Source organism: Terasakiella sp. 4MB5A, from assembly GCF_050058155.1.
GTDB classification, from domain to species: Bacteria; Pseudomonadota; Alphaproteobacteria; order Rhodospirillales; family Terasakiellaceae; genus Terasakiella; species Terasakiella halodenitrificans.
Genome location: NZ_CP188815.1, coordinates 1413485 through 1436397 on the forward strand (window position 1 = coordinate 1413485; position 22913 = coordinate 1436397).

Annotated in this window: 24 protein-coding genes; 5 read left to right on the forward strand and 19 right to left on the reverse strand. The window is 49.0% G+C overall.

The window, feature by feature from the left end; translation table 11 throughout:
- The first annotated feature begins 34 nt into the window (after positions 1-34).
- Positions 35-793, forward strand: a complete 759-nt coding sequence (locus tag ACI0FF_RS06500; RefSeq protein ID WP_419799308.1) for a FadR/GntR family transcriptional regulator — start codon at positions 35-37, stop codon at positions 791-793.
- 184 nt (positions 794-977) lie between these two features.
- The gene (locus tag ACI0FF_RS06505; protein ID WP_419799309.1) at positions 978-1253 is read left to right on the forward strand and encodes a hypothetical protein; all 276 of its coding nucleotides are present in this window, start codon (positions 978-980) and stop codon (positions 1251-1253) included.
- 58 nt (positions 1254-1311) lie between these two features.
- Here ACI0FF_RS06505 and ACI0FF_RS06510 read toward each other — a convergent pair whose 3' ends face one another.
- From ACI0FF_RS06510 to rpsF, 17 genes are all read right to left on the reverse strand, one after another.
- The gene (locus ACI0FF_RS06510) at positions 1312-2022 is read right to left on the reverse strand and encodes an SDR family NAD(P)-dependent oxidoreductase (RefSeq protein ID WP_419799310.1); all 711 of its coding nucleotides are present in this window, start codon (positions 2020-2022) and stop codon (positions 1312-1314) included.
- 3 nt (positions 2023-2025) lie between these two features.
- A complete protein-coding gene (purF, locus tag ACI0FF_RS06515) occupies positions 2026-3492 on the reverse strand; it encodes an amidophosphoribosyltransferase (protein ID WP_417821844.1) in 1467 nt (488 codons plus the stop codon).
- Positions 3493-3532: 40 nt separating this feature from the next.
- Entirely contained in the window at positions 3533-4210 is a 678-nt protein-coding gene (locus ACI0FF_RS06520) for a CvpA family protein (RefSeq protein ID WP_419799311.1), read from the reverse strand.
- Between the two features lie 27 nt (positions 4211-4237).
- The gene (gene radA / locus ACI0FF_RS06525; protein WP_419799312.1) at positions 4238-5623 is read right to left on the reverse strand and encodes a DNA repair protein RadA; all 1386 of its coding nucleotides are present in this window, start codon (positions 5621-5623) and stop codon (positions 4238-4240) included.
- A gap of 73 nt (positions 5624-5696) precedes the next feature.
- Complete coding sequence (locus tag ACI0FF_RS06530; protein ID WP_419799313.1) at positions 5697-6410, reverse strand: substrate-binding periplasmic protein; 714 nt, start codon at positions 6408-6410, stop codon at positions 5697-5699.
- Between the two features lie 204 nt (positions 6411-6614).
- Positions 6615-7211 carry a hypothetical protein gene (locus tag ACI0FF_RS06535; RefSeq protein ID WP_419799314.1) on the reverse strand — a complete coding sequence of 199 codons (597 nt, stop codon included), beginning with the start codon at positions 7209-7211 and terminating at the stop codon, positions 6615-6617.
- Between the two features lie 6 nt (positions 7212-7217).
- A complete protein-coding gene (locus ACI0FF_RS06540) occupies positions 7218-7991 on the reverse strand; it encodes an ABC transporter ATP-binding protein (RefSeq protein ID WP_419799315.1) in 774 nt (257 codons plus the stop codon).
- Entirely contained in the window at positions 7988-8761 is a 774-nt protein-coding gene (locus ACI0FF_RS06545; RefSeq protein ID WP_188662172.1) for an MlaE family ABC transporter permease, read from the reverse strand. The genes ACI0FF_RS06540 and ACI0FF_RS06545 overlap by 4 nt, the downstream gene beginning before the upstream one ends.
- A gap of 15 nt (positions 8762-8776) precedes the next feature.
- Positions 8777-9820: an alanine racemase gene (gene alr, locus ACI0FF_RS06550; RefSeq protein ID WP_419799316.1), complete on the reverse strand. Its 1044-nt coding sequence runs from the start codon at positions 9818-9820 to the stop codon at positions 8777-8779.
- An 18-nt stretch (positions 9821-9838) separates the two neighbouring features.
- Positions 9839-11503, reverse strand: a complete 1665-nt coding sequence (locus ACI0FF_RS06555; RefSeq protein ID WP_419799317.1) for a replicative DNA helicase — start codon at positions 11501-11503, stop codon at positions 9839-9841.
- Positions 11504-11593: 90 nt separating this feature from the next.
- On the reverse strand, positions 11594-13081 hold the full coding sequence (locus ACI0FF_RS06560; RefSeq protein ID WP_419799318.1) for a multicopper oxidase family protein: 1488 nt from the start codon (positions 13079-13081) through the stop codon (positions 11594-11596).
- 13 nt (positions 13082-13094) lie between these two features.
- The gene (locus tag ACI0FF_RS06565; RefSeq protein WP_419799319.1) at positions 13095-14834 is read right to left on the reverse strand and encodes a GMC oxidoreductase; all 1740 of its coding nucleotides are present in this window, start codon (positions 14832-14834) and stop codon (positions 13095-13097) included.
- Positions 14835-15377 carry a sugar dehydrogenase complex small subunit gene (locus ACI0FF_RS06570; protein ID WP_419799320.1) on the reverse strand — a complete coding sequence of 181 codons (543 nt, stop codon included), beginning with the start codon at positions 15375-15377 and terminating at the stop codon, positions 14835-14837. It abuts the gene before it with no gap.
- A gap of 233 nt (positions 15378-15610) precedes the next feature.
- Positions 15611-16195: a 50S ribosomal protein L9 gene (gene rplI, locus ACI0FF_RS06575; RefSeq protein WP_419799321.1), complete on the reverse strand. Its 585-nt coding sequence runs from the start codon at positions 16193-16195 to the stop codon at positions 15611-15613.
- Positions 16195-17172, reverse strand: a complete 978-nt coding sequence (locus ACI0FF_RS06580; protein WP_419799322.1) for a DUF2232 domain-containing protein — start codon at positions 17170-17172, stop codon at positions 16195-16197. The genes rplI and ACI0FF_RS06580 overlap by 1 nt, the downstream gene beginning before the upstream one ends.
- A 51-nt stretch (positions 17173-17223) precedes the next feature.
- Positions 17224-17463 carry a 30S ribosomal protein S18 gene (rpsR, locus tag ACI0FF_RS06585; protein ID WP_229734246.1) on the reverse strand — a complete coding sequence of 80 codons (240 nt, stop codon included), beginning with the start codon at positions 17461-17463 and terminating at the stop codon, positions 17224-17226.
- A complete protein-coding gene (rpsF, locus tag ACI0FF_RS06590; RefSeq protein ID WP_419799323.1) occupies positions 17457-17822 on the reverse strand; it encodes a 30S ribosomal protein S6 in 366 nt (121 codons plus the stop codon). The genes rpsR and rpsF overlap by 7 nt, the downstream gene beginning before the upstream one ends.
- Before the next feature lie 290 nt (positions 17823-18112).
- Between rpsF and ACI0FF_RS06595 the strand changes: the two genes are divergently transcribed.
- The gene (locus ACI0FF_RS06595; protein ID WP_419799324.1) at positions 18113-20224 is read left to right on the forward strand and encodes an ATP-binding protein; all 2112 of its coding nucleotides are present in this window, start codon (positions 18113-18115) and stop codon (positions 20222-20224) included.
- Between the two features lie 56 nt (positions 20225-20280).
- Here ACI0FF_RS06595 and ACI0FF_RS06600 read toward each other — a convergent pair whose 3' ends face one another.
- Positions 20281-20472, reverse strand: a complete 192-nt coding sequence (locus tag ACI0FF_RS06600; RefSeq protein ID WP_417830933.1) for a hypothetical protein — start codon at positions 20470-20472, stop codon at positions 20281-20283.
- Positions 20473-20647: 175 nt separating this feature from the next.
- Here ACI0FF_RS06600 and ACI0FF_RS06605 point away from each other — a divergent pair, with 175 nt between their 5' ends.
- Entirely contained in the window at positions 20648-21262 is a 615-nt protein-coding gene (locus ACI0FF_RS06605; RefSeq protein WP_419799325.1) for an ABC transporter ATP-binding protein, read from the forward strand.
- Entirely contained in the window at positions 21259-22053 is a 795-nt protein-coding gene (locus ACI0FF_RS06610) for an ABC transporter permease (RefSeq protein ID WP_419799326.1), read from the forward strand. The genes ACI0FF_RS06605 and ACI0FF_RS06610 overlap by 4 nt, the downstream gene beginning before the upstream one ends.
- Here the strand turns inward: ACI0FF_RS06610 and ACI0FF_RS06615 are convergent.
- Entirely contained in the window at positions 22042-22902 is an 861-nt protein-coding gene (locus ACI0FF_RS06615; RefSeq protein ID WP_419799327.1) for a LysR substrate-binding domain-containing protein, read from the reverse strand. The two genes, ACI0FF_RS06610 and ACI0FF_RS06615, sit on opposite strands and share 12 nt — an antisense overlap.
- Positions 22903-22913 lie beyond the last annotated feature (11 nt).

The following is a 22913-nucleotide window of genomic DNA, read 5'->3' on the forward strand; positions in this document are numbered from 1 at the left end:
TAAGGCCTATGGGGAATATATAAAGGAGAAGGTCATGGAGGAGAAATCGAATTCAGGTAATGCAAAGGCCAAAAGCGGCCTGCTGTCCGATCGTGTTGCTGCCCGTATTATGGCTATGATTGCCGATGGTGATTTGTCTCCGGGTGAACGCTTGCCGGGTGAACGACAACTTGCCGAAAAAATGGGTGTTAGTCGGGTGTCGGTTCGCGCAGCCCTGCAAAGCTTGAAAGCGCAAGGTTTTCTGGAAGCCGTACAAGGTGGCGGGACGCGTATTCTGGCTGCTGCGGGTGATATGTCCTCGCCGTTGGGTGAACTGGCAAAAGTAAAAGAACAAAACCTGCATGATCTGGCTGAAATTCGCGCCTTATTGGAAGTTTGGGCAGCACGACGTGCGGCAGAACGGGCAACGGATGATCAGATTGCCGATTTAAGCAACGCTTTGGAAAAACAGCGCCAGCAAAAAGGCTCAGCGGCCCCGAAAGATAAAGCATCACAAGAGTTTAATTTCCATTATATGTTGGCGCGCGCATCCGGCAGTGCGGTTTATATGCATATTATGGATGTTATCCGCGATATCATTGCCTCCAGTCTTGAGTTCCACCAATATGATCTGTTTCAGGAACCGGCAGAGGATGGCTTGGCTCTTGCGCAGCATAAAGATGTTTTGGAAGCCATCAAGTCACGTGATGGTTTGGCGGCTAAAGTGGCGATGCGTTCGCATTTGAGCTGGGTGCTCGATTCTTATGAAAATGAGCGTGAGCGCTTGAATTCCGAGGTCAGCAAAGCGGATTAATAAACCGTTCAAAACGTTGAAAAAAGGGGCTTTATGTGTAAGCCTCTTTTTTTAGGCTTGATTATTGGTGCGCTGCAACATATATTTATGCAGTGCAGCAATGAACAGTAGAGTCATCATCAAAGAAAGCTGTCGTACACCAAGGGGAGTTTCGAAATCTGACTGTTTTACAGGAGGGTTAAACATGGCGAAACTCATGTTTACTGACGAAGAACTGGCCTTGTTTCAAGCCCGGTTTGAACAAAATAAGAACTGGTTGCAGTGGGTGCGCGTCACCAATCGCGACGGTTTGGATATCTTAAGCCTCGACATTGGCGGTCAGGATAAGAAAACAGTGCGTATGACCAAAAGAGAAGGTCAGGGCTATCTTGCCAAAAGTGTGGATGAATGGGGCCTCGCGGTCGCCAGCGATTTCGAAAGCCTGCTCGACAGCGTGGACGAGGGCAAGAACGCGCATTGAATTGAAAACACCCCGATCATGGATCAGGGTGCGATCAAAATTTTATAAATAAAAGCCTTTATGCTTCGTAACGAACCACTTCACCTTGTTTATCACAAGTGGGAAGGGCAAGTTCGACGAACAGGTCTGTCAGGACTTCCGGTGATTTCAGGCTCTCAGGGTTTTCACCCGGGTAGGCTTGCGCGCGCATGCGGGTGCGGGTGGCACCGGGATCAATCAGGTTGGCTTTGATATTGGTTTTATTCAGTTCCATAGACCAGGTTTGCACCATATTTTCCAGCGCAGCCTTTGAAACAGCATAAGCTGCCCAATAGGCCCGTGGTGCTTTGGTCGTGCCGCTGGACAGGAAAATCGCGCGTCCAGCATCGGATTGTTTCAATAAAGGTTCCATTGAACGTATCAGACGGAAATTCGCTGTCACATTGGTATCCATCACCTCGTTCCACATTTTGACTTTCAAATGGGACATGGGCGTGACATCACCTAAAAAACCTGCATTACCGACTAGAATATCAATTTTGCCAAAACGATCATAAAGGGCTTGGCCCATCTGATCGATTTTATCAAACTCACGCAGGTTCATGGGGACCAATGTCGCTTTTCCACCCAAGGCCTGAATTTCGTCATCGACTTCTTCTAGGGCGGCAATGGTGCGGGCAATCAAAATGACATGGGCGCCTTCAGCAGCATATCGTAGGGCAACGGCACGACCAATGCCGCGTGACGCACCGGTGATAACAGCAATGCGGCCTTCTAATGCTTTTGCCATTTCTTATTTACCTTTCTCAGCCAGCAGGGGAAGGGAAGGTTGCTTGTCGTCGGCAACCTCGTCATCGTGGTCCTGTAGACGGGTCGGATATTCCCCGGTGAAACAGGCGTCGCAGAATTGGGGGCTGTCATTATTGCGTTTGGCTTCGCCAACTGCGCGGTACATGCCGTCGATGGAAATAAAGGCAAGGCTGTCTGCCCCGATGATTTTTGCCATTTCTTCCACGCTATATTGACCCGCGAGCAATTTTTCACGTCGTGGTGTGTCAATGCCATAGAAACAAGGCCATGCGGTTGGCGGGCTGGAAATTCGCATATGAACTTCAGCGGCCCCGGCATGGCGCATCATATCGACGATTTTCTTGGATGTCGTTCCGCGCACGATGGAATCATCGACCAAAACAATGCGTTTACCCTTGACGGAAGCAAGGTTCGCATTGTGCTTCATTCGCACGCCTAAGTGACGGATTTCTTGTGTGGGTTCAATAAAGGTTCGTCCGACATAATGGTTACGGATAATACCCAGCTCAAACGCGACATTGGCTTCCGCAGCGTAACCGATTGCCGATGGTACCCCGGAATCAGGGACCGGAACGACCATATCGACATCAACACCGCTTTCACGGGCCAGTTCTGCACCGATGGCTTTACGGACTTCGTAAACGCTGCGGTTTTCAATCAGGGAGTCAGGACGGGCAAAATAAATATATTCAAAGACACAGAAGCGCCCTTTTTGCGGGCCGAACGGCTTGATGGACTGGATGCCGTCTTTATTGATGATGACGACTTCGCCCGGTTCCACATCGCGGACAAAATCGGCACCAATAATGTCAAAGGCACAGGATTCAGAGGCGATAATATAGGTATCATCCAATTTCCCGATGGCAAGGGGGCGCACACCATTGGGGTCGCGTACACCGATCATGCTGTCTTTGGTCATCGCGACAAGGGAATAAGCGCCTTCGATTTGGCGTAGCGCATCAATGATACGGTCTTCCACCGTTGCATAAAGGCTGACGGCGACAAGATGGACGATGACTTCGGTGTCCATGTCGGATTGGAAGATACAACCCCGGCGCACCAATGTACGACGCACGGCCTGTGTATTGGTCAGGTTGCCGTTATGGGCAATGGCAAGGCCGCCGAATTCAAATTCTGCAAACAGGGGTTGAACGTTGCGCAAGACCGTGCCGCCGGTTGTGGCGTAGCGCACATGGCCAATGGCTGTGTTCCCCTTAAGTTGGTCAATCACCGCACTTTCAGAGAAGTTATCTCCGACCAGCCCCATACCCTTGTGGGAATGGAACTGTTGACCGTCAAAAGAAAAGATACCGCAAGCTTCTTGGCCGCGATGTTGCAGGGCGTGCAGGCCAAGGGCAGCGTGCGCGGCAGCGTCTTTATGGTCGTAAATACCGAAGACGCCGCATTCCTCATGGAGCTTGTCGTCGTCGAAAGGGTTGGTGCTCATCAGGTCGATATCGGTCATGGCTTCTCGATGCTCGTCAAAGGCCCTATTGGGCGTTGCGGATAAGACGGTCCAGATTGTTGCGTTCCTGTTGGTCATATCCTTGTGGGTCCGTGGGTGGGTTTGTATCCGATTTCGCGTTCGGGGTCAGTATTTTTTCGAAGGTTTTTTGCAGTTCGATCGCGTTATTGGTTTTATCGCGGGTATCATCCGCTTTTTTCTTAATTTCATCCGCTGTATCGCTGGGGACCAGTCCTTTTAAGAAAGACGTGCCTTGCTCGATCAAGGGCATGGTTTTCGCATCCCGCATCCAGTTGGGCTGTTTATCTGCCGGCAGCATCCATTCGATTGCCCCATAAAGCAGACAAACGATAATCACACCGCGCAACAGGCCAAATACAAAGCCGAGGCTGCGATCCAATGGGTTTAAGGCGCTGCCCTGAACTTGTTCCGCCACCAGTTTGGTGACAATGGTCAGGACGATCAAGGCAATGATAAAAGTGCCTGCCCCGGCGACTATATCAGCAATAAATTCTGTTTGTATCAGGTCGCGTACATAAGGCCTGACATACGGAAAACCGTAAAGTGTACCAAAGGCCGCACCAACCCAAGAACCGATGGAAAGCACTTCGTGAACAAATCCGCGCGATAGGGCCAACAGTCCAGACAAAAGCAAAATCACAAAGACAGCAATGTCTGTGATGCTGATGGGCAGGTTTTCCATTCAATAAGGCTCCGTTTTCCTTTGGGTCTATTTATCCTTCATCGGGAAGAAAGACAACAGTTCTTGTACGTGTCCGATTTCCCAAACTTCAAGGCCACTATCTTTCAGGCCTTTATCCTTATCTTTTTTATTGCGTTTTTGGCGTTCAGGTATAATCGCACGCATAAAACCCAGTTTTGCCGCTTCTTTCAGGCGCGATTCCATTTGTCCGACGGCGCGGACTTCACCGGATAAACCGATTTCCCCAAAAATAACCGTTTCTTGCGGAACGGCAACCCCGCTGAGAGATGATGCAAGTGCGGCTGCGACGGCTAAATCCGCGGCGGGTTCGGCAATTTTCAATCCGCCAGCAATGTTAAGATAGACATCATTACCGCCCATGCCAAGGCCGCAACGGGTATCAAAAACCGCCATAATCATGGCAAGGCGTGAACTATCCCAGCCGACCACGGCACGCCGTGGCGTGGCAAGGGCGGACGGGGACAGCAGGGCTTGAACCTCCACCAGCATGGGGCGGGACCCTTCGATTCCGGCAAACACGCAAGATCCGGTGACATCGCCTTTGCGATCGGACAGGAAGAGGGCGGATGGGTTGGGGACTTCTTGCAAGCCGCCTTCGGTCATTTCAAAGACACCGATTTCGTCCGTGGCACCAAAACGGTTTTTAACCCCGCGCAAAATACGGAACTGATGACCGCGATCCCCTTCGAAATAAAGGACTGTATCCACCATATGTTCTAGTACGCGTGGCCCGGCGATTGTTCCTTCTTTGGTGACGTGACCAACAAGAAACAGCACAAATCCCTGTCGTTTTGCATGACGGATCAATTCATTGGCGGATGATCGAACCTGGGAGACCGTTCCCGGTGCGCTGTCCAATGTGTCAATATAAAGGGTTTGAATGGAATCAATGACGACGACATCGGGTTTTTCATCTTCTAATGTGGTCAGAATGTTACGTACATTAGTTGCTGAGGCCAGCTTGACCTTGGATTTTTCATGGCCAAGACGACGGGCACGCAAACGAACTTGATCGATCGCTTCCTCGCCGGAAATATAGGCTGCATTGTAGTCTTTAGATAACGATGCCATGACTTGCAGCAAAATGGTGGATTTGCCAATCCCCGGATCACCACCGACCAAAATCACGGAACCGGGCACAAGGCCACCGCCACATACACGGTCAAATTCCCCGATACCTGTAATACGGCGCGGCGGTGTTTTTTCTTCCCCATCAAGACTGACAAAATCAATTTTCCGTCCTTTAGCCGTGCCCATTCCTTTGGGGATATTTTCCGGGACTGCTTCTTCGGACAGGGTGTTCCATTCATTACAGGATGTACATTGTCCCTGCCATTTATTGTACGACGCCCCGCAGGACTGACAGACAAAAGATGTTTTAGGTTTTGCCATTTAAGAAGAAAGCCTTATCGCCGAAATTAGAATACTGTTTATGGCATAGCGCAGATGCGGAGGAAAGAGAGAATTATTTACGTTTAAAGGTTTCAACCAATCGATCAATTTCACCACTTTTGACAAGTTGGTCCATCGTGCTGTTGAGCTGCGGCAAAACTTCAACGAGAGGTGAGAGTTTAGATATGGCAAAATATCCCGCCGTTTGTGATTTATATATCAATGAGGTTTTACGCAAATGTGTGCAATTCTCTTTCTTTGAAAGGATATAATCCATCACCAGTTCTGTACCGACAAAGGCATCAAGTCGTTCAGCACAGACAAGTCGTAGACCGCTAGAGGTTCCGTTGGTCGGAGTTTTTTGTATTCTTTTATCCTGATCGAATTCGGGAAAAATTGTCGCCCCACGTGCAACGCCGATGCGATATCCATAGAGGTCTGAAATATGTTTGATATCGTTCATACGGGCCGGATCGTAATAGATAGCTTTATTGGTATGGGATTGATATGGCGGTTCGATAAAAGCAAGGTATTCTTCTCGGTTCTTTTGTTTGAGCAATCCTGTTTTCAGATCAAGCGCCCCCATTTGCAGTTCACGCAGGCAGCGTTTCAATGGGCATTTTTTAGGAATAATCGTTAGGTGAATATCGTGCTTTTTCTCAAGCTCAACGACCAGCTTGTCGAGAATGAGCTTGTCCAGACCGCCCGTCCAGTTTGTACCTTTGGAGGTTTGCCAAGGTGGAAAATGCGAAAAACCTACACGAACTTCAAAATCTTTCGCACTCACCTGTTGGCTTAACACAAGGCAAATGAATAAAAGAGAAAGCACTCGTGCCCTTTTATGAAGGCAACAAATTGCTTTCTTCGTATGTTTGACCATATCTTTTAAGGTCCTAAGTTTTTTTCTGGCGGTATGTTTATCATTTTTGTGTGAAAGTCTACCGTGTCCACAAAACAAGATCCATCGCAAATTATACTTAAGTATGTTCACTTATCTTGTGAGCGTGCAATAAAGGCTACCGCGTATATCATTATGATTAAAAGCCTGACGTAGGCCACGGTGGTATTGACGCGTCGTGCCAACGATGTCGGTGCAGGATTTGTTATTACCCATATGCCCGGTTGGTTCTTTGCGACAAAGGCGCAGGGTCATTCCATTGTCATCTAGGCTGACCCACAGGGATGTCGTCTTTTGGTCGCGGGCAGAGTGTATATCAATGAGCTTGCCTTCACCGCGTACCAAGGTAAAGCCGACAGGTTCGCTATCGCGCCAGCCGGGCTTGAAATCAATGACGGACTTTTCCAGAACGCACTGAATGACATCGCCGTACCGGGCATGGCGGTAGTTGTGATCGATGCGATCTTGATAGGCTTGTTCTTCCATAGTCTGACGTAAACGTTCTGCTTCGGCGCGGGCTTCGCGTTCCATGCGCTTTTGTTCATCGATCTCGGCCTGTTGACTGCGGGCCTGAAATTGTTGATCGGGACTTAAACGCATCCATTCTTCTTCGCTCATTCCCAAGGGATAGCTGTTTAAGCATCCTGTCAAGAGAAGGAGAAAAGAGGAAGCAATCAGGAAGCGACGCATGGGATGTTACTTTCGAACCGCCATTTCAATGGGACCATCGGCGCGACCATTGATGAATTGCTGAACATAGGGGTTATCGCAATGATCAATGCTGTCAGCCGGGCCTTGCCAAATGATCTTTCCTTGATAAAGCATGGCGATACGATCAGCGATTTTGCGGGCACTTGCCATGTCATGTGTGATGGACAGGCCGGTGGACCCCAGCTCGCGCGTGACCTTGACAATCAGGTCATTGATGACATCGGCCATGATCGGGTCTAGCCCGGTTGTCGGTTCATCAAAAAAGATAATTTCGGGATCACCAGCAATAGCACGCGCCAGACCGACCCGTTTTTGCATACCGCCGGATAATTCGCTGGGATAAAGGTCTGCTACCTCGGCTGGCATACCGACCTGGGCGAGTTTTTCAATGGCGAGTTCCTTGCCCTGTTTGCGTGTGATGGTCTTGTCGGCAATGGGACCAAAGGCGACATTTTCCCAAACAGGTAAGGAGTCAAACAACGCCCCGCCTTGAAATAGCATGGAAAACTTATGATTGACCCGTTCACGATCACGCGAGCCCAAGCCAACAACGTTTTCACCGTCGACTTCGATGGTGCCGCTGTCCGGTTCCATCAGGCCGAGGGTACATTTCAATGTGACGGATTTCCCGGTTCCGGACCCGCCGATAATAACAACGGATTCACCGGGCATCACATCCAGATCAAGGCCGTTTAAAACGGTTTTCGGGCCGAAGGCTTTATGCACATTGCGCAGGCGGATTTTTGGAATATCGCTCATTTGTCAAAAAACATCATGGTGAGAAGATAATTGAAACACAGGATGAGGATGGAGGCGGAAACCACCGCGTCCGTCGTCGCCTTGCCGACGCCTTGCGCGCCGCCCTTGGAGGTATAACCGTGATAGCAGCCCATCAAGGTAATGATAAAGCCGAAGACCGCCGCTTTCACCAGACCGGAGACCACATCCATATTTTCCATGAATTCCCACGTGGACTGGATGTAGTTGGAAGCATTGAAGCCCAACTGATAAACGGCAACCAGATAACCGCCCAACACACCGATGATATCACCGATCAAGACCAAAATCGGTAACATGGTGATGCCTGCCAGAATACGGGGCACAACCAGATATTTGAACGGGTTGGTGGACAATGTGGTTAAGGCATCAACCTGTTCTGTGACACGCATGGTGCCCAGTTCAGCAGCCATTGAGGCGCCGATCCGCCCTGTGACCATCAGACCTGCCAAAACAGGGCCAAGTTCGCGAGTGATGGACAGAACCACCACATTGGCAATAGCGCCTTCAGCAGAAAAACGGGAAAACCCGGTGTAGCTTTGCAGGGCAAGGACCATCCCGGCAAAGACGGTTGTCAGCCCGACAACAGGCAGAGAGAAATAGCCGATTTCAATCATCTGGCGCAGAATGGCGCGCGGATAGAACGGCGGGCGGATACAGTGGGACAGGGCGGTCAGGGTAAAAAGAACCAGACGACCGACCGAGCCAAAAAATTTCAGAACATAATGCCCGATAGGCTGGAGAAAATTCATTTTTTTATTTTGTCCCTATCCCTTGTAGACCCGCTTGTAGCGATTGCCCAGCGATGTCAAAATTTCGTAGCCGATTGTCCCTGCCCAATGTGCCAAATCATCCGGCGTATTGTCAGGGCCGATGACATCAACGTACTGGCCTTCTTCGCATGTTATCGCGCTGACATCAATGCCAATGGCATCCATCGATACCCGACCGACAACCTTTGCGGCCTGCCCATCCACATAAACTGTGGCCTTGGAACTGAGGCTGCGCAAATAGCCATCGGCATAACCCACGGCGATTGTTGCCAGTTTTTGTCCTGCATGCAACTTGTAAGTGGCACCATATCCAACGCTTTGTTGAGTGTCAATCTCATGCACCTGTATGACCTTGCCTTGTAAGTGTAGGGGGTTTTGCATGGGATTGGTGGTATGGGGTGTTGGATTGATCCCATAAAGAGAACACCCTGGTCGGCCAAGATCAAAATGGGCCTTTTCCCCAAGGAAAATACCGGCGGAATTACACAGGCTGGCCCGTGTATGTTCAATCTGTTGAACAGCCTGTGTAAATGTTTCAATCTGTTGAATACTTAACGGATGGCCCCGTTCATCGGCGCAGGCGAAATGGCTCATTAACACATCGGTGTTTAAGCCTGATGGAATATGTGGGATGTCTTTTGGTGCGATTCCCAATCGTGTCATGCCGGTATCGACCTGAATGTCGGCGCGGGCACGGTTTTGCCAGTCCTGAATTTGTTCAAGACTGTTTAAAACCGGGATAAGATTATGGGTTGTATAAACATCTGCCGCCCCTTTAAACAGGCCGCCAAGAATATGAATGTCGGCGTCCGGCAGAATGTGGCGCAATTCGACGCCTTCGTCGGGCAGGGCAACAAAAAAGGTACGTGCGCCTGCCTCCCACAAGGCTTTTGAAACCGGTTCAATACCCAGACCATAGGCATCGGCCTTGACCACCACGGAACAATCTTTGCCGTTTAATTCGTCGCATAGACGGCGATAGTTGGCTTGAATGATGCTGAGATCAATGCTCAGCAGTCCGCCTGCGGTTTCAAACATCAAAGCCTCGTCTTTGGGTCAATAGTCGGGGATATGTTCTTCGTCCAGATCCCCGAATTGGGTGAACTCACCTTTGAAGTAGAGCGGAATATTAGCCAGCGGACCATGACGTTGTTTTGCGATGACAACTTCGGATCTGTTTTCCATCTCTTCCTTGCGTTGTTCCCATATTTGGTAACGTTCTGAATATTTATCGTCGCCTTCGCTTTCGCGTTTTACAGGTTCGCTTCGATCCAGATAATAAAATTCCCGATAGATGAACATAACCACGTCGGCGTCTTGCTCGATCGAGCCGGATTCACGCAAGTCGGACAGTTGCGGGCGTTTGTCTTCACGCTGTTCTACCGCACGCGAAAGCTGGGACAGCGCAATGACGGGTACTTCCAGTTCTTTGGCGAGCATTTTCAACCCCCGTGTGATTTCCGAGATTTCGTTCACACGGTTGTTTTTGGTTTCCGGGCTACCGGAGACAAGCTGCAAATAATCAACGATGATACAATCCAGACCGTGTTGTCGTTTCAAACGACGCGCGCGTGTCCGTAATGCGCTGACTGTCAAGCCCGGCGTATCATCAATATAAAGCGGCGTATCCATCAATTCTTGCGAGGCCGCGACGGTGCGTTCAAATTCCTCGTTCGACATTTCGCCTTTACGCATGGCGCTGGAATTCACCGCGCAAGCCTGTGACAGGATACGACCCGCGAGCTGTTCTGCCGACATTTCAAGGGAGTAGAAACCGACAACGCCGCCTTCTTTGCCTTGGGACCGTTTATAGGCATAGGCCGCGTTATAGGCGATACAGGTGACAAGCGCGGTTTTCCCCATAGAGGGACGACCCGCAAGGATAAGAAGGTCGGATTTGTGTAGACCGCCAAGCGCCTTATCAAGATCGCGCAAACCTGTCGTGACACCCGCCAAGCCTCCACCGCGCTGGTGTGCGACTTGGGCTTGTTGGATGGCTTCAAACAGGGAATCGCGGAAACTTTTAAACCCGCCTTCAACCTCCCCCATAGAGGCAAGATTGAACAACGCTTGTTCAGCGGTCTGGATCTGGTCAACGGCGTTTGTGGTTACATCGCCGCTATGGGCCTTATTGACCATTTCTGTGCCCAGATGGATCAATTCGCGCTTGATATACAGATCGTAAATAATACGACCATATTCTGCTGCGTTGATGATGGTCACGGCAGAGGCCGCCAGTTCCACCAGATATTCGTTCCCGCCGATTTCACTGAGTTGCTGATCCCGATCAAAGAAGTTGCTGAGTGTGATCGGGTCGGCGATTTGTCCGCGTTCCATCAAGGCGATACAGGCGGCAAAAACTTTGGTGTGGATGGGGTCGGCAAAATGTTCAGGGCGTAAAAATTCCGAGACTTTATCATAAGCCTTGTTGTTTGCCATCAAGGCACCCAGCAGGGCTTTTTCGGCTTCAAAGTTACAAGGTGGTGTACGGAAACCTTCGATTTCCAGCACATTTTTCTTACGCGCGGGCAGCCATTCTGTCTGGGTGGCAGGGGGCTGGATTTCAGCCTCCGCCAACTGGATATCACGATCTATATCAGGGGTGTCAACGGGCGCATCCTGCGGGCCCATTTCATCTGGACCGGCGGCATAGTCGTCGGGATCGGCCAGCGGTGGCTCATCAGCCCCGCCAAAAGGAATATCGTCGTCGGAATGTGTCATGGTCACGTTATAACATGCTTGTTCACAGAGTGAATATATTTGTTACATGAGTTTGTCATTTCCGACGACGATTTTTTGAGAAAACCGTTTTCAGGTTTCTATTACCTCAACCCCTTGCATCATTCCCATATCTTCGTGCATCAGGTTGTGGCAGTGGAAAACGTATTTGCCGGTGAAATCCAGAAAACGGGTTCTGAATTTGATACGTTGGAAAGGCGGAAATTCCATCGTGTCCAGCCATGTTCCCGGATCAATGCCGCCGCCGGAAACAACCTGAAACGGATTAACGTGGATATGGAAGGGATGGGGATAGGCAGTATGATTGTAAACTTCCCATTCTTCCACCGCATTCAGGGGAACTTTCCATGTGTCGTCACAGGAAAAGGGTTGGTTGTTGACGGTGAATTTGGGATGCTCGCCATAGACAAAATCAAAATCAAGACGGCGCCCGAAGGTAACTTCACTTTCCGGGATCGGGGCCAGTTCCGGCGCAGTAGGCAGGGGGCCTGCGTATAGCGACATATCGGGAACGGCTTCGTCTTCAACTATTACAGTTGCCAGTGTGCCATAGTCGGGACCACCCACTAGAAAATAGGTGCCGGGATCGAACCCTTTGACCAACACATCGGCCCGGTTACCCGCAACCATATAAAGGCTTTCGATTTCTTTGGTGGCGGGCAGTGGGTTGCCATCACGACACAGCAATGTCATCGGCATTGTTGTGGTATAGCGATAAGTCTGGATAGACAGGTTGAACGGCACCATATGGCTGGCATTGACCAGACGCCAACGTTGTACTTGGCCTTTTTTAATGCGGATAACAGGCTGATATTGCCCGTTGATATAGGCTTTGTCTTCGTTGTTTAAGATGCTGAAACTTTCACATTTTCCATCTTTGTCAAAGCGTTGGGTCTGGATGAAAATGACTTTTTCTTCTGCCGCCTTGATTTCGGGGATATCGTCCAGTTCACCACGTACAATCAGACAACCCGCCATACCGCTGGCAACCTGCATGGCGGTCGAGCCATGAACATGGGCATGATAGAAATAAGTGCCTGGCGGATGGGTCTTGGGAATGTGATATTCGTAATCGAAATGTTCCCCTGATTGTAGGGTGATAAAGATATCGTCGGCAGGTTTTTTGGGGGAGACATGCAGCCCATGCAAGTGCATGTTGGTGACGTTAAACCCGCGTGGTGTGTTGTCGATACTGGGATCGGGTTTGGTCAGGCAAAGACCGTCATAGGGACTGAATGGCAGATCGTTGCGTAGTCTGAGCTTTAACGTATCGCCTGCGCGCACATCCAGTGTATTGCCCAGTGGTTTGTTGTTATAGCAACGTAAGAAAACCTCTTTACCCGCCAGCTTGAAGTTCCCCATTCGGGCGATGACTTTGGTTTTCAATTGCCCGTCTTTGGATTGTTCGACTTCGGGTTGGCGTAAAGGTTCGCCCGTATAAATCCATCCGGGGGTAACTGTGCAGGCGCCTAATCCCATGGCTGTTGCCCCGGCACCGCCGACTCCTTGCAAGAAACGGCGACGCGGCATGTTCAGGAATGAAGTATGTTTATCGTTCATGGTACCTTGTCCCTTATGCTTGCTGGAATGTTTCGAAAATGTGATCGGCACTGCGTACACTGATGGCCGCGGCCGTCAGGCTGGGGGAAACAGACCCGCTGGTGACGTACGTGCCGGTCCCGACGATAAACAGGTTGTTGTGATCGTGGCTGCGGCAATAGGGGTCCACTACCGATGTTTTTGGGTCGTTCCCCATACGTGTGGTTCCCGCAATCATGGCGGCACCACTGGCAATGCCATGCTTGGCGATATAGGCATCAAAGGCTTTGCGGGTGGGTTTGGTCAGAGGATCACCATACATATCGGTTTTGGCCCCCAACGCCCACAGCATATCCCATGCCCGTTTCCATGAAATATAAACGCCTTCGACCGAATATTCGTCGATTTTATAGCTGATTTTTGGACGTGGCAGTCCGGTATCATCCAATTGATCCCATGCCAGCGTCATGCGGTTTTCAGGGTCGGGCAGAACTTCGACGGAATTGTCGAAATAGACCTGAGTTGCCGTTGTGTTAAAGACCTGATTGCGCAACGCGGTTCCGAAGCGACCTTCTTCAATGGCACGGTCCGCTTCGTTTAACGGACCATTGGTCGGGTCAAACCCGCCATTGATGATGATGGTGGCGATACTGGCAAAATCTTTGCGAAATTCCCCGTTGCGCAATTGCCAAAAAGCCCCTGTTGCATTGACGGGACCGCGATAGGGATAAACCGGCATCGGGGCATAACCGCCCGCGTTGACACCGACCATGCTCATTAAATTACGCCCGACCTGATCGCTGGAATTGGCGACCCCGTGTGGGGCATACTCATTTTTGGACATCAACAGCAGGCGGGGGCTTTCAATGCCGTGGGCTGCAAGGATAAACAGCTTGGCTTTGGCAATACCGTCCACCGGATTATTGGGATCCTCGTAATTTCTAAAACGGATATGATCTATTTGTTGGTCTGCGCCGACTTCGATATGACGAACCACATGATTGGTATAGAGTTCGGCCCCAAGGTTTTGCGCTTTTTCCACATGAACGCTGCCATCGTATTTCGCCCCGATGGGACAGATGAAACGACAGCTTGCATTGCCGCAACATTGGGGGCGACCGTCATAGGGAACGGCGTTGCGACAGTGGGGCATGGGGCCGACGGAATCCCCAAGCTTTTGCGCGGCGACATCGACCTGCTGATCCAGATAGGTTAAGGGCGTATAGGGCAGGGGGTAGGGATGCGGATTTGGTGCCACCACCGTGTTATTGCCCGATACCCCCCATGCCTGTTCGACACGCGCGTAATAAGGTTCAAGCGTTTCATAGGAAATCGGCCAGTCTTTCCCGCGTCCATAAGCGGTTTTCAGTTTAAAATCTTGCGGATACATGCGTTCGGCATGGCCGGTGAAATGCCAAGATGTCCCGCCGACATTGCGTAAATAAAGCGCACCAAAAGCAACACGTTTCAGCGGATCCTTCTCTCCTTTTCCGTCCTGAACATAATAATCGGTCGGGTCTTCTTCGGATGGAATGGGGGCCCAGTGTTCTTTGGGGTAGGGGGAATTACCGTTTTTAACCGGGCTTTTCTTAAAACGCTGGACGGCTTCCACCCGATCAACAACCGGACCTGAATCGATCATGACAATCTTCAGGCCTTTGTTTTCCTCGTCTGCTTTTTTTGCCAGTTCATAAGCCATCAGTCCGCCAAACAAGCCAGCCCCGATGATGATGATATCGGCTTCGATATCGGCTTTATTGATTGTATCGCTCATTTATACGTCCCCCGTCCCGCTATAGGGATGTTGCCAATATCCAAAATGTCCACCGCATGTAACAGGCGGTTTGGTAAAGGTGCAGGCTTGCCAGACAAGGGCTTCGTCATAGGTGATGACCTCGAATGTGGTTATTCCAGGGCCTGTTGTTCGTTCAATACGTCCGGTATACCAAACGCGGGCGAGCAGGCGTGCTTTTTCAAGATAATGCGGGCCCATGGATTTTAATTTTTGATGAAGATGTTTCTCTGTCGTTTTGATGGGCAATTTTGCAAGAACATTAATAAGACGTTGCCAGTACTTGAGGTCTTGTGGACGTGCTCCATGGGTGAGCGCCCGATATATACGTTCCCCCAATTGGATATAGGAACGGTCCAATTCTATCCCGCACAACAGGGATGACGCCTTTAAAAAGGGGATCATATCTGATGCGTGAGCTAAATTTGGAATACCGCTTGTCAGGATTGCAGCGGATGAACCTGCAACCCCCTGAATAAAGCGGCGACGTGATAGATAGGTAAATGAACGGCTGATGATTGCCATCTGCAATATCCCTCCCTGAGTTTTGTTTTTATCGTTTATTGATTACTTAAGGTTATTATGGAGGGATTAAAATAAGGAAGGCAAGTTAAATAATATCAAATATTTATTATGGAAAGTCTCTTTACACCAAATAAATGCATGTAACCTTTAGATGTGTGCTTGGGCAATAAAAAAAGCGCGCCCCGTAAAATCAGGGACGCGCTTTTTTAAAGCCTTGAAAAGGGTATTCGAACTTACTCGGATACTTCTTCTTCAGCAGCTGCCTCTTCTACTGCGTCTTCAGCAGCTTCTTCGACAACTTCTTCGACTTCCGCTTCGTCTTCGTCAGAAGCAACTTTCACAGAACCGGTTTCGGCCTGGATGACGGCTTCTTCTTCTGTACGGGCGATGTTTGCAACAACAGTTACAACCACTTCCGGGTGAAGTCTGACGGTAACGTCGTGCAGACCGATTGTTTTCAGCGCACGATCAAGGGTAACTTGCTGACGAGAGATGGTAAAACCAGCAGCGCTTACGGCTGTTGCAATGTCACGCGTGGACACTGAACCGTAAAGCTGGCCCATATCGCCGGCTTGGCGGATAACAGCAACCTTAAGACCGTTGAGTTTAGAAGCAACAGCTTCAGCTTCGTCTTTGGCTTTCAGGTTAGCGGCTTCCAATTGTACTTTTTGCGCTTCGAAGAACTTTACGTTTTCGTCAGAAGCGCGCATCGCTTTTTTCTGCGGCAGCAGATAGTTGCGAGCGTAACCGGGCTTAACAGTGACGAGGTCACCCATCTGGCCCAATTTTTCTACGCGTTCAAGCAGGATAACTTGCATTAGTCATTCTCCTGAAATGGGGGCTGCGAAGGAATTCTTTTTCGCAAACCGATCCATTGTTCAATCAATCCCAATCCAATGACTGGCAACGCCACCCATATGGACAAGAGCAACAGCAAATAAAAGGCGGCCAATAAGGCACCGGAAAAACGGGTCATGCGCACCAGCTTGTGAACCACAGTTAGGCCCAAAGCCAGAAACGGCAATGCCATTACTACTGTCAGGTTACGTGCGACATATTCAATGTCGCCGCTGGCCACAACAGTAACGGTTGCACAAGCCACAAACGCCCAAGATGCAAGGTCCGGCAATGTCAGTTCCCCGTATTTTGGGGAAGGACGTAGTGCTTTGCCCGATTTGGTCAAAACACCTTGTGCCAAGACGGCGTTTATCGTGGTCATCAACATCCATGAAACAAGAACCATCGCCGGAAAGAAGTTACTCATCTGATCGACGAAACCTTCTTTTTGCTCCGCTGAGAGCGAAGCGGCGATTGTGCCAATGAGCGTGGACAAAAAGTCTCTGACCAATTGTGCAATACTGTCTGTCGGTGTGATCAAAAAGATCAAAGCCATAACAAACAGCGCGCTGCCGTAACCCGCGAAAGTCACAAGAATGTTGCCCAAAGGGAACCATTCTTCACGACCATCTTGGGTGCGGGACGTTAAAGCCAACCTGATCGCAAGCCAACACGGAAGCGTATTCATTACTGCAAAAATAGATCCCGATAGGGGACCACCCAGCAGTATGGCAAATACGATGCCCGCGAAGGCGGCAATGGCGGCAGGTTTGCCTCCGTTTCCCAATCCCACCAAAAACAGTGGGAAAGGCGCCAGATATGCGAGGATAAGAGCGAGACCGGAACCCGTTACCAGCGATAAAGCCAGTATCGCGCTCAGTGCGCCTCCACCAACAGCGAAGAAAACGACCTTCATATTGAAAGGGAGTTTTTTATCTTCACCGAGTTGCATTTCCATGCGCTCCTTTTATGCAAGGTACGAAACCTTGCAAAAACCAAGTTAATTAACTTAGTTGCTGCTGACGTACGGCATCAGGCCTAAGAAACGGGCACGTTTGATGGCGCGAGACAGCTCACGTTGTTTCTTTGCAGAAACGGCCGTGATACGGCTCGGAACGATTTTCCCGCGTTCGGATGTGTAGCGTGAAAGCAGCTTTACATCTTTATAGTCGATTTTCGGTGCACCTTCGCCTGTGAACGGGCAAGATTTCCGACGACGGAAGAAAGGACGACGACCAGCCATTAGGATTCTCCCTCTTTTTTGCCGCGACGCGGACGTTCATCACGACCTTTTTGCATCATGACAGACGGTTCTTCTTCGTGTTCTTCAACGCGAATAACGAGGTGACGCAGCACGTCTTCATTGAGACGCAGCTGACGGTCAAATTCGTCAATAGCAGCAGACGGAGCATCGAGGTTGAACAGAACGTAGTGGCCTTTGCGGTTTTTCTTCATGCGATACGCAATGTTGCGCAGGCCCCAATATTCGCGCTTCGTGACCTTACCGCCGTTTTCTTCGATAACGGACGCTAAAGAGTCTTGCAAACCCTCAACTTGGGCAGCCGAAGCGTCTTGACGTGCAATAAACACGCTTTCATAAAACGCCATAGATATAACTCCCTATGGATTGTCTCAGCCCTTGAAAATACTCCGCATGAGCATTTCTTGCAGGCATAGCCAGAACCAACAGATTCCGGCAAGGAGGCAGTTTGAAAGGCGGGAATATACAGAATAATGTAGGGAATGCAAGGGAAATGAATCGCACGATTGTCTTGAAAATAAAGGCAAGAATTTTGAGGTGGGTATTCCCTTTTGTTTTCAATTGTGGATATACATGAGTATACTCTATAACCAAAAAATAAAGATTATCGTCGTATAACGAAGACTGAGTGTTGAATATGAAGCTTCGAAGTAAATTGATTGTCAGTTTTATATGTTTGGTTGGAATTCTGTGTTTTCCATTTTTGGTGATGGTGGTAACCAGTCAGGCGAGCCGTGATCATATCGACAAGATGATCCATGTGAATGTGAAGGAAGTCGAGCTTTCCTCTCATTTCAATTATGCTGTTCAACGTGTGAAATCGAATTTGCGCGAAATGATGCTGGAATTGTTGATCAACCCAAAAGAAATTGAAATCTCGCGGGCCAGTAAAATCGTTGAAGAACATATTGAAAAATTGCAACAAATAGGGGCTGAATGGCGCGCTGTGGTGGAAAGGGACCTTTCCGAGAACATCGATCATAAAGATCAGGCTAATTTAGGAGCTGTAAATCTAGAAAAAGATGAATTAGCAGACGTTACGCATTTATTGTTTTTGACGGAACGCTTCATTAAGGCAATCAATGAATTTATGGTGCTGTATAATGATAAAGTCGCAACACCGTCGACGCTTTATGAATTTTTTGAAGAGCATGTGGAACCAGTGTCACGGACTATTCAATCCAAAGCATTTGACTTATATGAAGATGCCTTGAAGGAGTCCAAACGTGAAGGGGACGCGTTTGAACGTGAATTGATTAATGCTGAAAAAATAACAATTCTTTTTGTTGTGATTTCTTTTGTTCTGTCTTGTATCGTTGCTGTCATCATTGCCATGCGAGTTACAGCGCCATTAAAATCTTTAAGTGATTTGACAGAACGTATTTCACCGGAAAATCTTGGTGAACGATTGCCAGTTAAGGGAAAGGATGAATTTAGCATATTAGCACAGCGTTTTAACGCCATGTTGGATGTGCTGAAATCTAATATTGAAAAACGCGAAGAAAGCGAACGTCAGGTCATTGAGGCGAATAACCAGTTGGAAAAACGAGTTCAAGAACGCACAGCCACTTTAAAAGAGGCCCATGAAGAAGCAGAACGGGCCAGTGCGGCAAAGTCTGAATTTTTGTCTTCGATGAGCCATGAATTGAGAACCCCTTTAAATGCGATCCTTGGTTTTGCTCAGTTACTAAATCAATCGCGCCGTTTTCCTTTGGTCGATAAACAAAAGAAATCGGTTGACCAAATTATTACTGGCGGGAAATTTCTTCTGGCGCTGATTGATCAGTTGCTGGAATTAAATAAGATCGAAGCGGGGGAAATGCAAATTGATCTGGATTGTGTGCGTGCTGAGGATGTTCTTGTGGAGAGCCTTTCTTTTGTTTCTGCGCGTGCGCGTGATGAAAAGATCGCAATTGTAGATATGACGCAATCTGAGACGCTTCCCTATTTAAGAACAGATCAGACGCGACTGTGCCAGGTTTTGGTGAATTTGTTATCCAATGGCATCAAATACAATAAACTAGGTGGTGAAGTTCGTATATCAACGGAACTTCTGGAAGGCCGTTTAAAGATTATAGTTGGTGATACAGGTGTCGGTATCAGTGAAGAATTACAGGGTAAGTTGTTTAAGCCGTTTGAACGTTTGGGTCACGAAAGTGGACAGGTTGAAGGAACGGGGATTGGTTTAACGATTGCGAAACGTATTATTGAAAGTCTTGGCGGATGTATTGATTTTGAAAGTACAAAGGATAAAGGGTCTACATTTTGGGTAGAGGTTCCGTTGTGCGATAAATTGGATGATGAGGGTGAAACCTGTCTTCCTGGTGTAGTCGAGGAAGATGTTGTGCAGTCAGACACTCTACCTTTACATCGAAAAATCTTATATGTTGAAGACAATCGTGAAAATATCAAATTGATGTCAGCGGTTATTCAAGAGGTTGAAGGTTGCGAGTTCCTCGTCAGTATGGATGGGGAGGAAGGTGTGAAAATTGCAGAAGAACAGCTTCCTGATTTGATTTTGATGGATATTTGTATGCCGGGTATGACAGGAATAGAAGCCCTGAAGTATCTACGTGAGAACCCTCGAACAAAACATATTCCCGTGATTGCCGTTAGTGCATCGGCCATGCCGAACGATGTGAAAGCGGGACGGGATGCCGGATTTAACGATTATGTGACAAAGCCATTTGATCTGGCTGATTTATTGACCAAAATATATCATTTCTTGGACCGCGTGCCCGCAGGTTGACCTGCAAGACATATAGCCTGCTGTCGTCTATATGTCTTGCAGGTGATTGTCTGAATTTAGCAATTGCCTTTTTTGGCCTGACCCGGAGGGCAAAATTTCCCGTCACCGCTTTTGCTGTCGCCGTCTTTGACTTCGACTTCGATACCGCCGGGGCCTTTTACTTTAACTTCGGGGGAGCGCACAGTCGTTTGACACGCGCTCAGGGCACCGAGGCTGAGCATAATAGCGAAAATATATAAGCGTTTCATTTTTGATCCTTGTTTGGTTGAATTACCGCCTGTATTTCGTCATTCTCAAGCTGTTTTCTTGTTATCGAGAAGGCGTATTTATCCTATTTGGTAAAATATAGATATTAAACTATTAATTTAAAAGAGAAAAATCTCATGTGTTTTTTTGGTAACTGTCACTTAAAGGTAACGCCTGTTGCTGAAAATTGAAAAGCTTGACGTTTTAAATATTAAGGCATCCGGGCTTTGTCTTCAGCTCGGGGAATGTATCGCCTTGTGTGCACCCTCAGGGGCGGGGAAATCCGTCTTTTTAAAAGGGCTGGCGGATTTATTGGAAAATGAAGGAATACTTTCATTAAAAGATCAAGACCGTGATGTCATAGCTGCCCCTGCATGGCGTCAACAGGTCACTTATGTTGGCCCAAAGGCCACTTGGTGGGAGGATGAGGTCAAAGCGCATTTTCAAGACTTGGACTGGTTGGTGGATATGATGGGGCGTGTTGGCCTTTCATCCGAGGCGATAAACTGGCCGGTTAGTCGTTTATCCAGTGGGGAGGCACAACGGCTTTGCCTGCTTCGGGCGTTGGAAGTTCATAAGGGGGATGAGGTCGGTATTCTGCTGCTGGATGAACCAACCTCAGCCTTGGATGATAAACACGCACGTCAAGTCGAATCTTTGTTACAGGACTATTTAACGACCAAGTGTATTGGTGTTCTGTTTGTCAGCCATGATGAACGTCAAGTGGACAGGTTTGCCCAAAAAATCTGGCGTATTGAAGATGGCTTTGTCGTTGAAGAGGCAAAACCATGATTACGATCGGGTATACAGAGCTGGCAATTGGCAGTTTATTGTTATTTATGCATGCGGCGGTGTCGTTATGGTATCGCACGGGTGTTGCCGTATCCTTGTTGGTTGCGGCCCTGCGTATGGTGGTGCAGCTTGCCCTTATGGCTTATGTGTTGCGTTATTTATTTGTCAGTCAAGCTGCCCTTTGGACGTTGGTTGCCGCCCTTGTGATGATCGGGTTTGCCGGATATGAGGTGACTGCAAGACAGAAACGGCGTTTACGTGGGTTCTGGACCTATGGCATCGGGACAGGCAGTTTGTTTATGGCAGCGGCGATTGTTACGTTGTTTGCCTTATTGGTACAAATCAAGGCAGAACCCTGGTATCAGGCCCGTTATGTTATCCCGCTGCTGGGGATGGTTCTGGGAAATACCATGACGGGGATGGCGGTGGGACTATCCCACGTCATGGATGTTTTATATCGGGAACGCGATATGATTGAGGCCCGCCTCGCCTTGGGTCACACCAAATGGCAGGCAACGCAAACGGTTGTGCGTTCTGCCCTGCAAACCGGGATGATCGGTATTGTCAATTCCATGTCGGCATCTGGTCTGGTTTTCATCCCCGGTATGATGACCGGGCAATTGATGGCCGGGGCCGACCCAGTGGAAGCCGCGAAATATCAAGCTTTGGTCATGTTTTTGATTGCAGGTGGTACGGCGATTGGAACGACAGTTGCTATCTTTTTATCGGTTTGGCGGCTCAGCGATGATCGTCATCGTTTACGTCTGGATCGTTTGCACTTAATCAAGTGACAAGGTTTTCACAATATGGTCACCGAAATCGTCGATAATGCGATTGCGCTCCCCGGTGCGACGGTGCAATGCAATGCGAATTTCGGGCAAAGGGGGGAGGTCATGTTGATCATCAAGAATGGTTAAATCTGGCGGCACCGAAGATCGTGCAAGAATAGCGACCGCCGTATCCGCACGTACAGCGGCCAGCACGACGGATGTATTGCGACTGGTATAGGCAATGTGGTAATCGCGTCCGGCCTCTTTAAGAATAGCTAAGCCACCATAACGAAACATGCATTTGCTATCAGATGAACTGAATAACGCAAGCGGGAGAGTATCGCGCATATAAGCCATGCCGCCAGCTGCCCCCACCCAGACGAGAGGCTCAACCCGAACATCTTCACCCGTTGTGTTGTTGGCTTGCTTGGTGATCAGCGCCAGATCGATTTCATGGCGATTAAGGGAGTCTAAAAGGTCGATACTTAAATCACACCGGACTTCGATTTCCGCATTGGGATGGGCGTGGGCAAAGGCATTGATGATGGTGGGCATAAAACTGCTGGCGTAATCATCCGGTGTGCCCAGTCGAACTGTACATTTTGTATCGGCTTCGCGAAAGGCGTGGATGGCTTCGTCTTGTAAAGCAAGTAAGCGTTTGGCGTATCCCAGAAGTAAATGCCCATGACTGGACAGGGAAACCGCCCGGCTATGGCGTTGAAACAGGCGCGCATCCAATAAAAGTTCCAGCTTTTTAATCTGTTGACTGACAGCGGCCTGTGTCCGGTTCAGGATTTGTGCCGCGCGGGTGAAGCTGCCGCAATCGGCAACCGTGACAAAAGCTTTCAGGCATTCTGGATCAAGTGACATTTTTCAAATAA

Excerpts from the sequence above, each read along its gene's own strand:
- ACI0FF_RS06500 (WP_419799308.1), top strand. The coding sequence starts at position 35 with ATGGAGGAGAAATCGAATTCAGGTAATGCAAAGGCCAAAAGCGGCCTG.
- ACI0FF_RS06505 (WP_419799309.1), top strand. The coding sequence starts at position 978 with ATGGCGAAACTCATGTTTACTGACGAAGAACTGGCCTTGTTTCAAGCC.
- ACI0FF_RS06510 (WP_419799310.1), bottom strand. The coding sequence starts at position 2,022 with ATGGCAAAAGCATTAGAAGGCCGCATTGCTGTTATCACCGGTGCGTCA.
- ACI0FF_RS06520 (WP_419799311.1), bottom strand. The coding sequence starts at position 4,210 with ATGGAAAACCTGCCCATCAGCATCACAGACATTGCTGTCTTTGTGATT.
- radA (WP_419799312.1), bottom strand. The coding sequence starts at position 5,623 with ATGGCAAAACCTAAAACATCTTTTGTCTGTCAGTCCTGCGGGGCGTCG.
- ACI0FF_RS06535 (WP_419799314.1), bottom strand. The coding sequence starts at position 7,211 with ATGCGTCGCTTCCTGATTGCTTCCTCTTTTCTCCTTCTCTTGACAGGA.
- ACI0FF_RS06540 (WP_419799315.1), bottom strand. The coding sequence starts at position 7,991 with ATGAGCGATATTCCAAAAATCCGCCTGCGCAATGTGCATAAAGCCTTC.
- ACI0FF_RS06545 (WP_188662172.1), bottom strand. The coding sequence starts at position 8,761 with ATGAATTTTCTCCAGCCTATCGGGCATTATGTTCTGAAATTTTTTGGC.
- alr (WP_419799316.1), bottom strand. The coding sequence starts at position 9,820 with ATGTTTGAAACCGCAGGCGGACTGCTGAGCATTGATCTCAGCATCATT.
- ACI0FF_RS06555 (WP_419799317.1), bottom strand. The coding sequence starts at position 11,503 with ATGACACATTCCGACGACGATATTCCTTTTGGCGGGGCTGATGAGCCA.
- ACI0FF_RS06560 (WP_419799318.1), bottom strand. The coding sequence starts at position 13,081 with ATGAACGATAAACATACTTCATTCCTGAACATGCCGCGTCGCCGTTTC.
- ACI0FF_RS06565 (WP_419799319.1), bottom strand. The coding sequence starts at position 14,834 with ATGAGCGATACAATCAATAAAGCCGATATCGAAGCCGATATCATCATC.
- ACI0FF_RS06570 (WP_419799320.1), bottom strand. The coding sequence starts at position 15,377 with ATGGCAATCATCAGCCGTTCATTTACCTATCTATCACGTCGCCGCTTT.
- rplI (WP_419799321.1), bottom strand. The coding sequence starts at position 16,195 with ATGCAAGTTATCCTGCTTGAACGCGTAGAAAAATTGGGCCAGATGGGT.
- ACI0FF_RS06580 (WP_419799322.1), bottom strand. The coding sequence starts at position 17,172 with ATGGAAATGCAACTCGGTGAAGATAAAAAACTCCCTTTCAATATGAAG.
- rpsF (WP_419799323.1), bottom strand. The coding sequence starts at position 17,822 with ATGGCGTTTTATGAAAGCGTGTTTATTGCACGTCAAGACGCTTCGGCT.
- ACI0FF_RS06595 (WP_419799324.1), top strand. The coding sequence starts at position 18,113 with ATGAAGCTTCGAAGTAAATTGATTGTCAGTTTTATATGTTTGGTTGGA.
- ACI0FF_RS06600 (WP_417830933.1), bottom strand. The coding sequence starts at position 20,472 with ATGAAACGCTTATATATTTTCGCTATTATGCTCAGCCTCGGTGCCCTG.
- ACI0FF_RS06610 (WP_419799326.1), top strand. The coding sequence starts at position 21,259 with ATGATTACGATCGGGTATACAGAGCTGGCAATTGGCAGTTTATTGTTA.
- ACI0FF_RS06615 (WP_419799327.1), bottom strand. The coding sequence starts at position 22,902 with ATGTCACTTGATCCAGAATGCCTGAAAGCTTTTGTCACGGTTGCCGAT.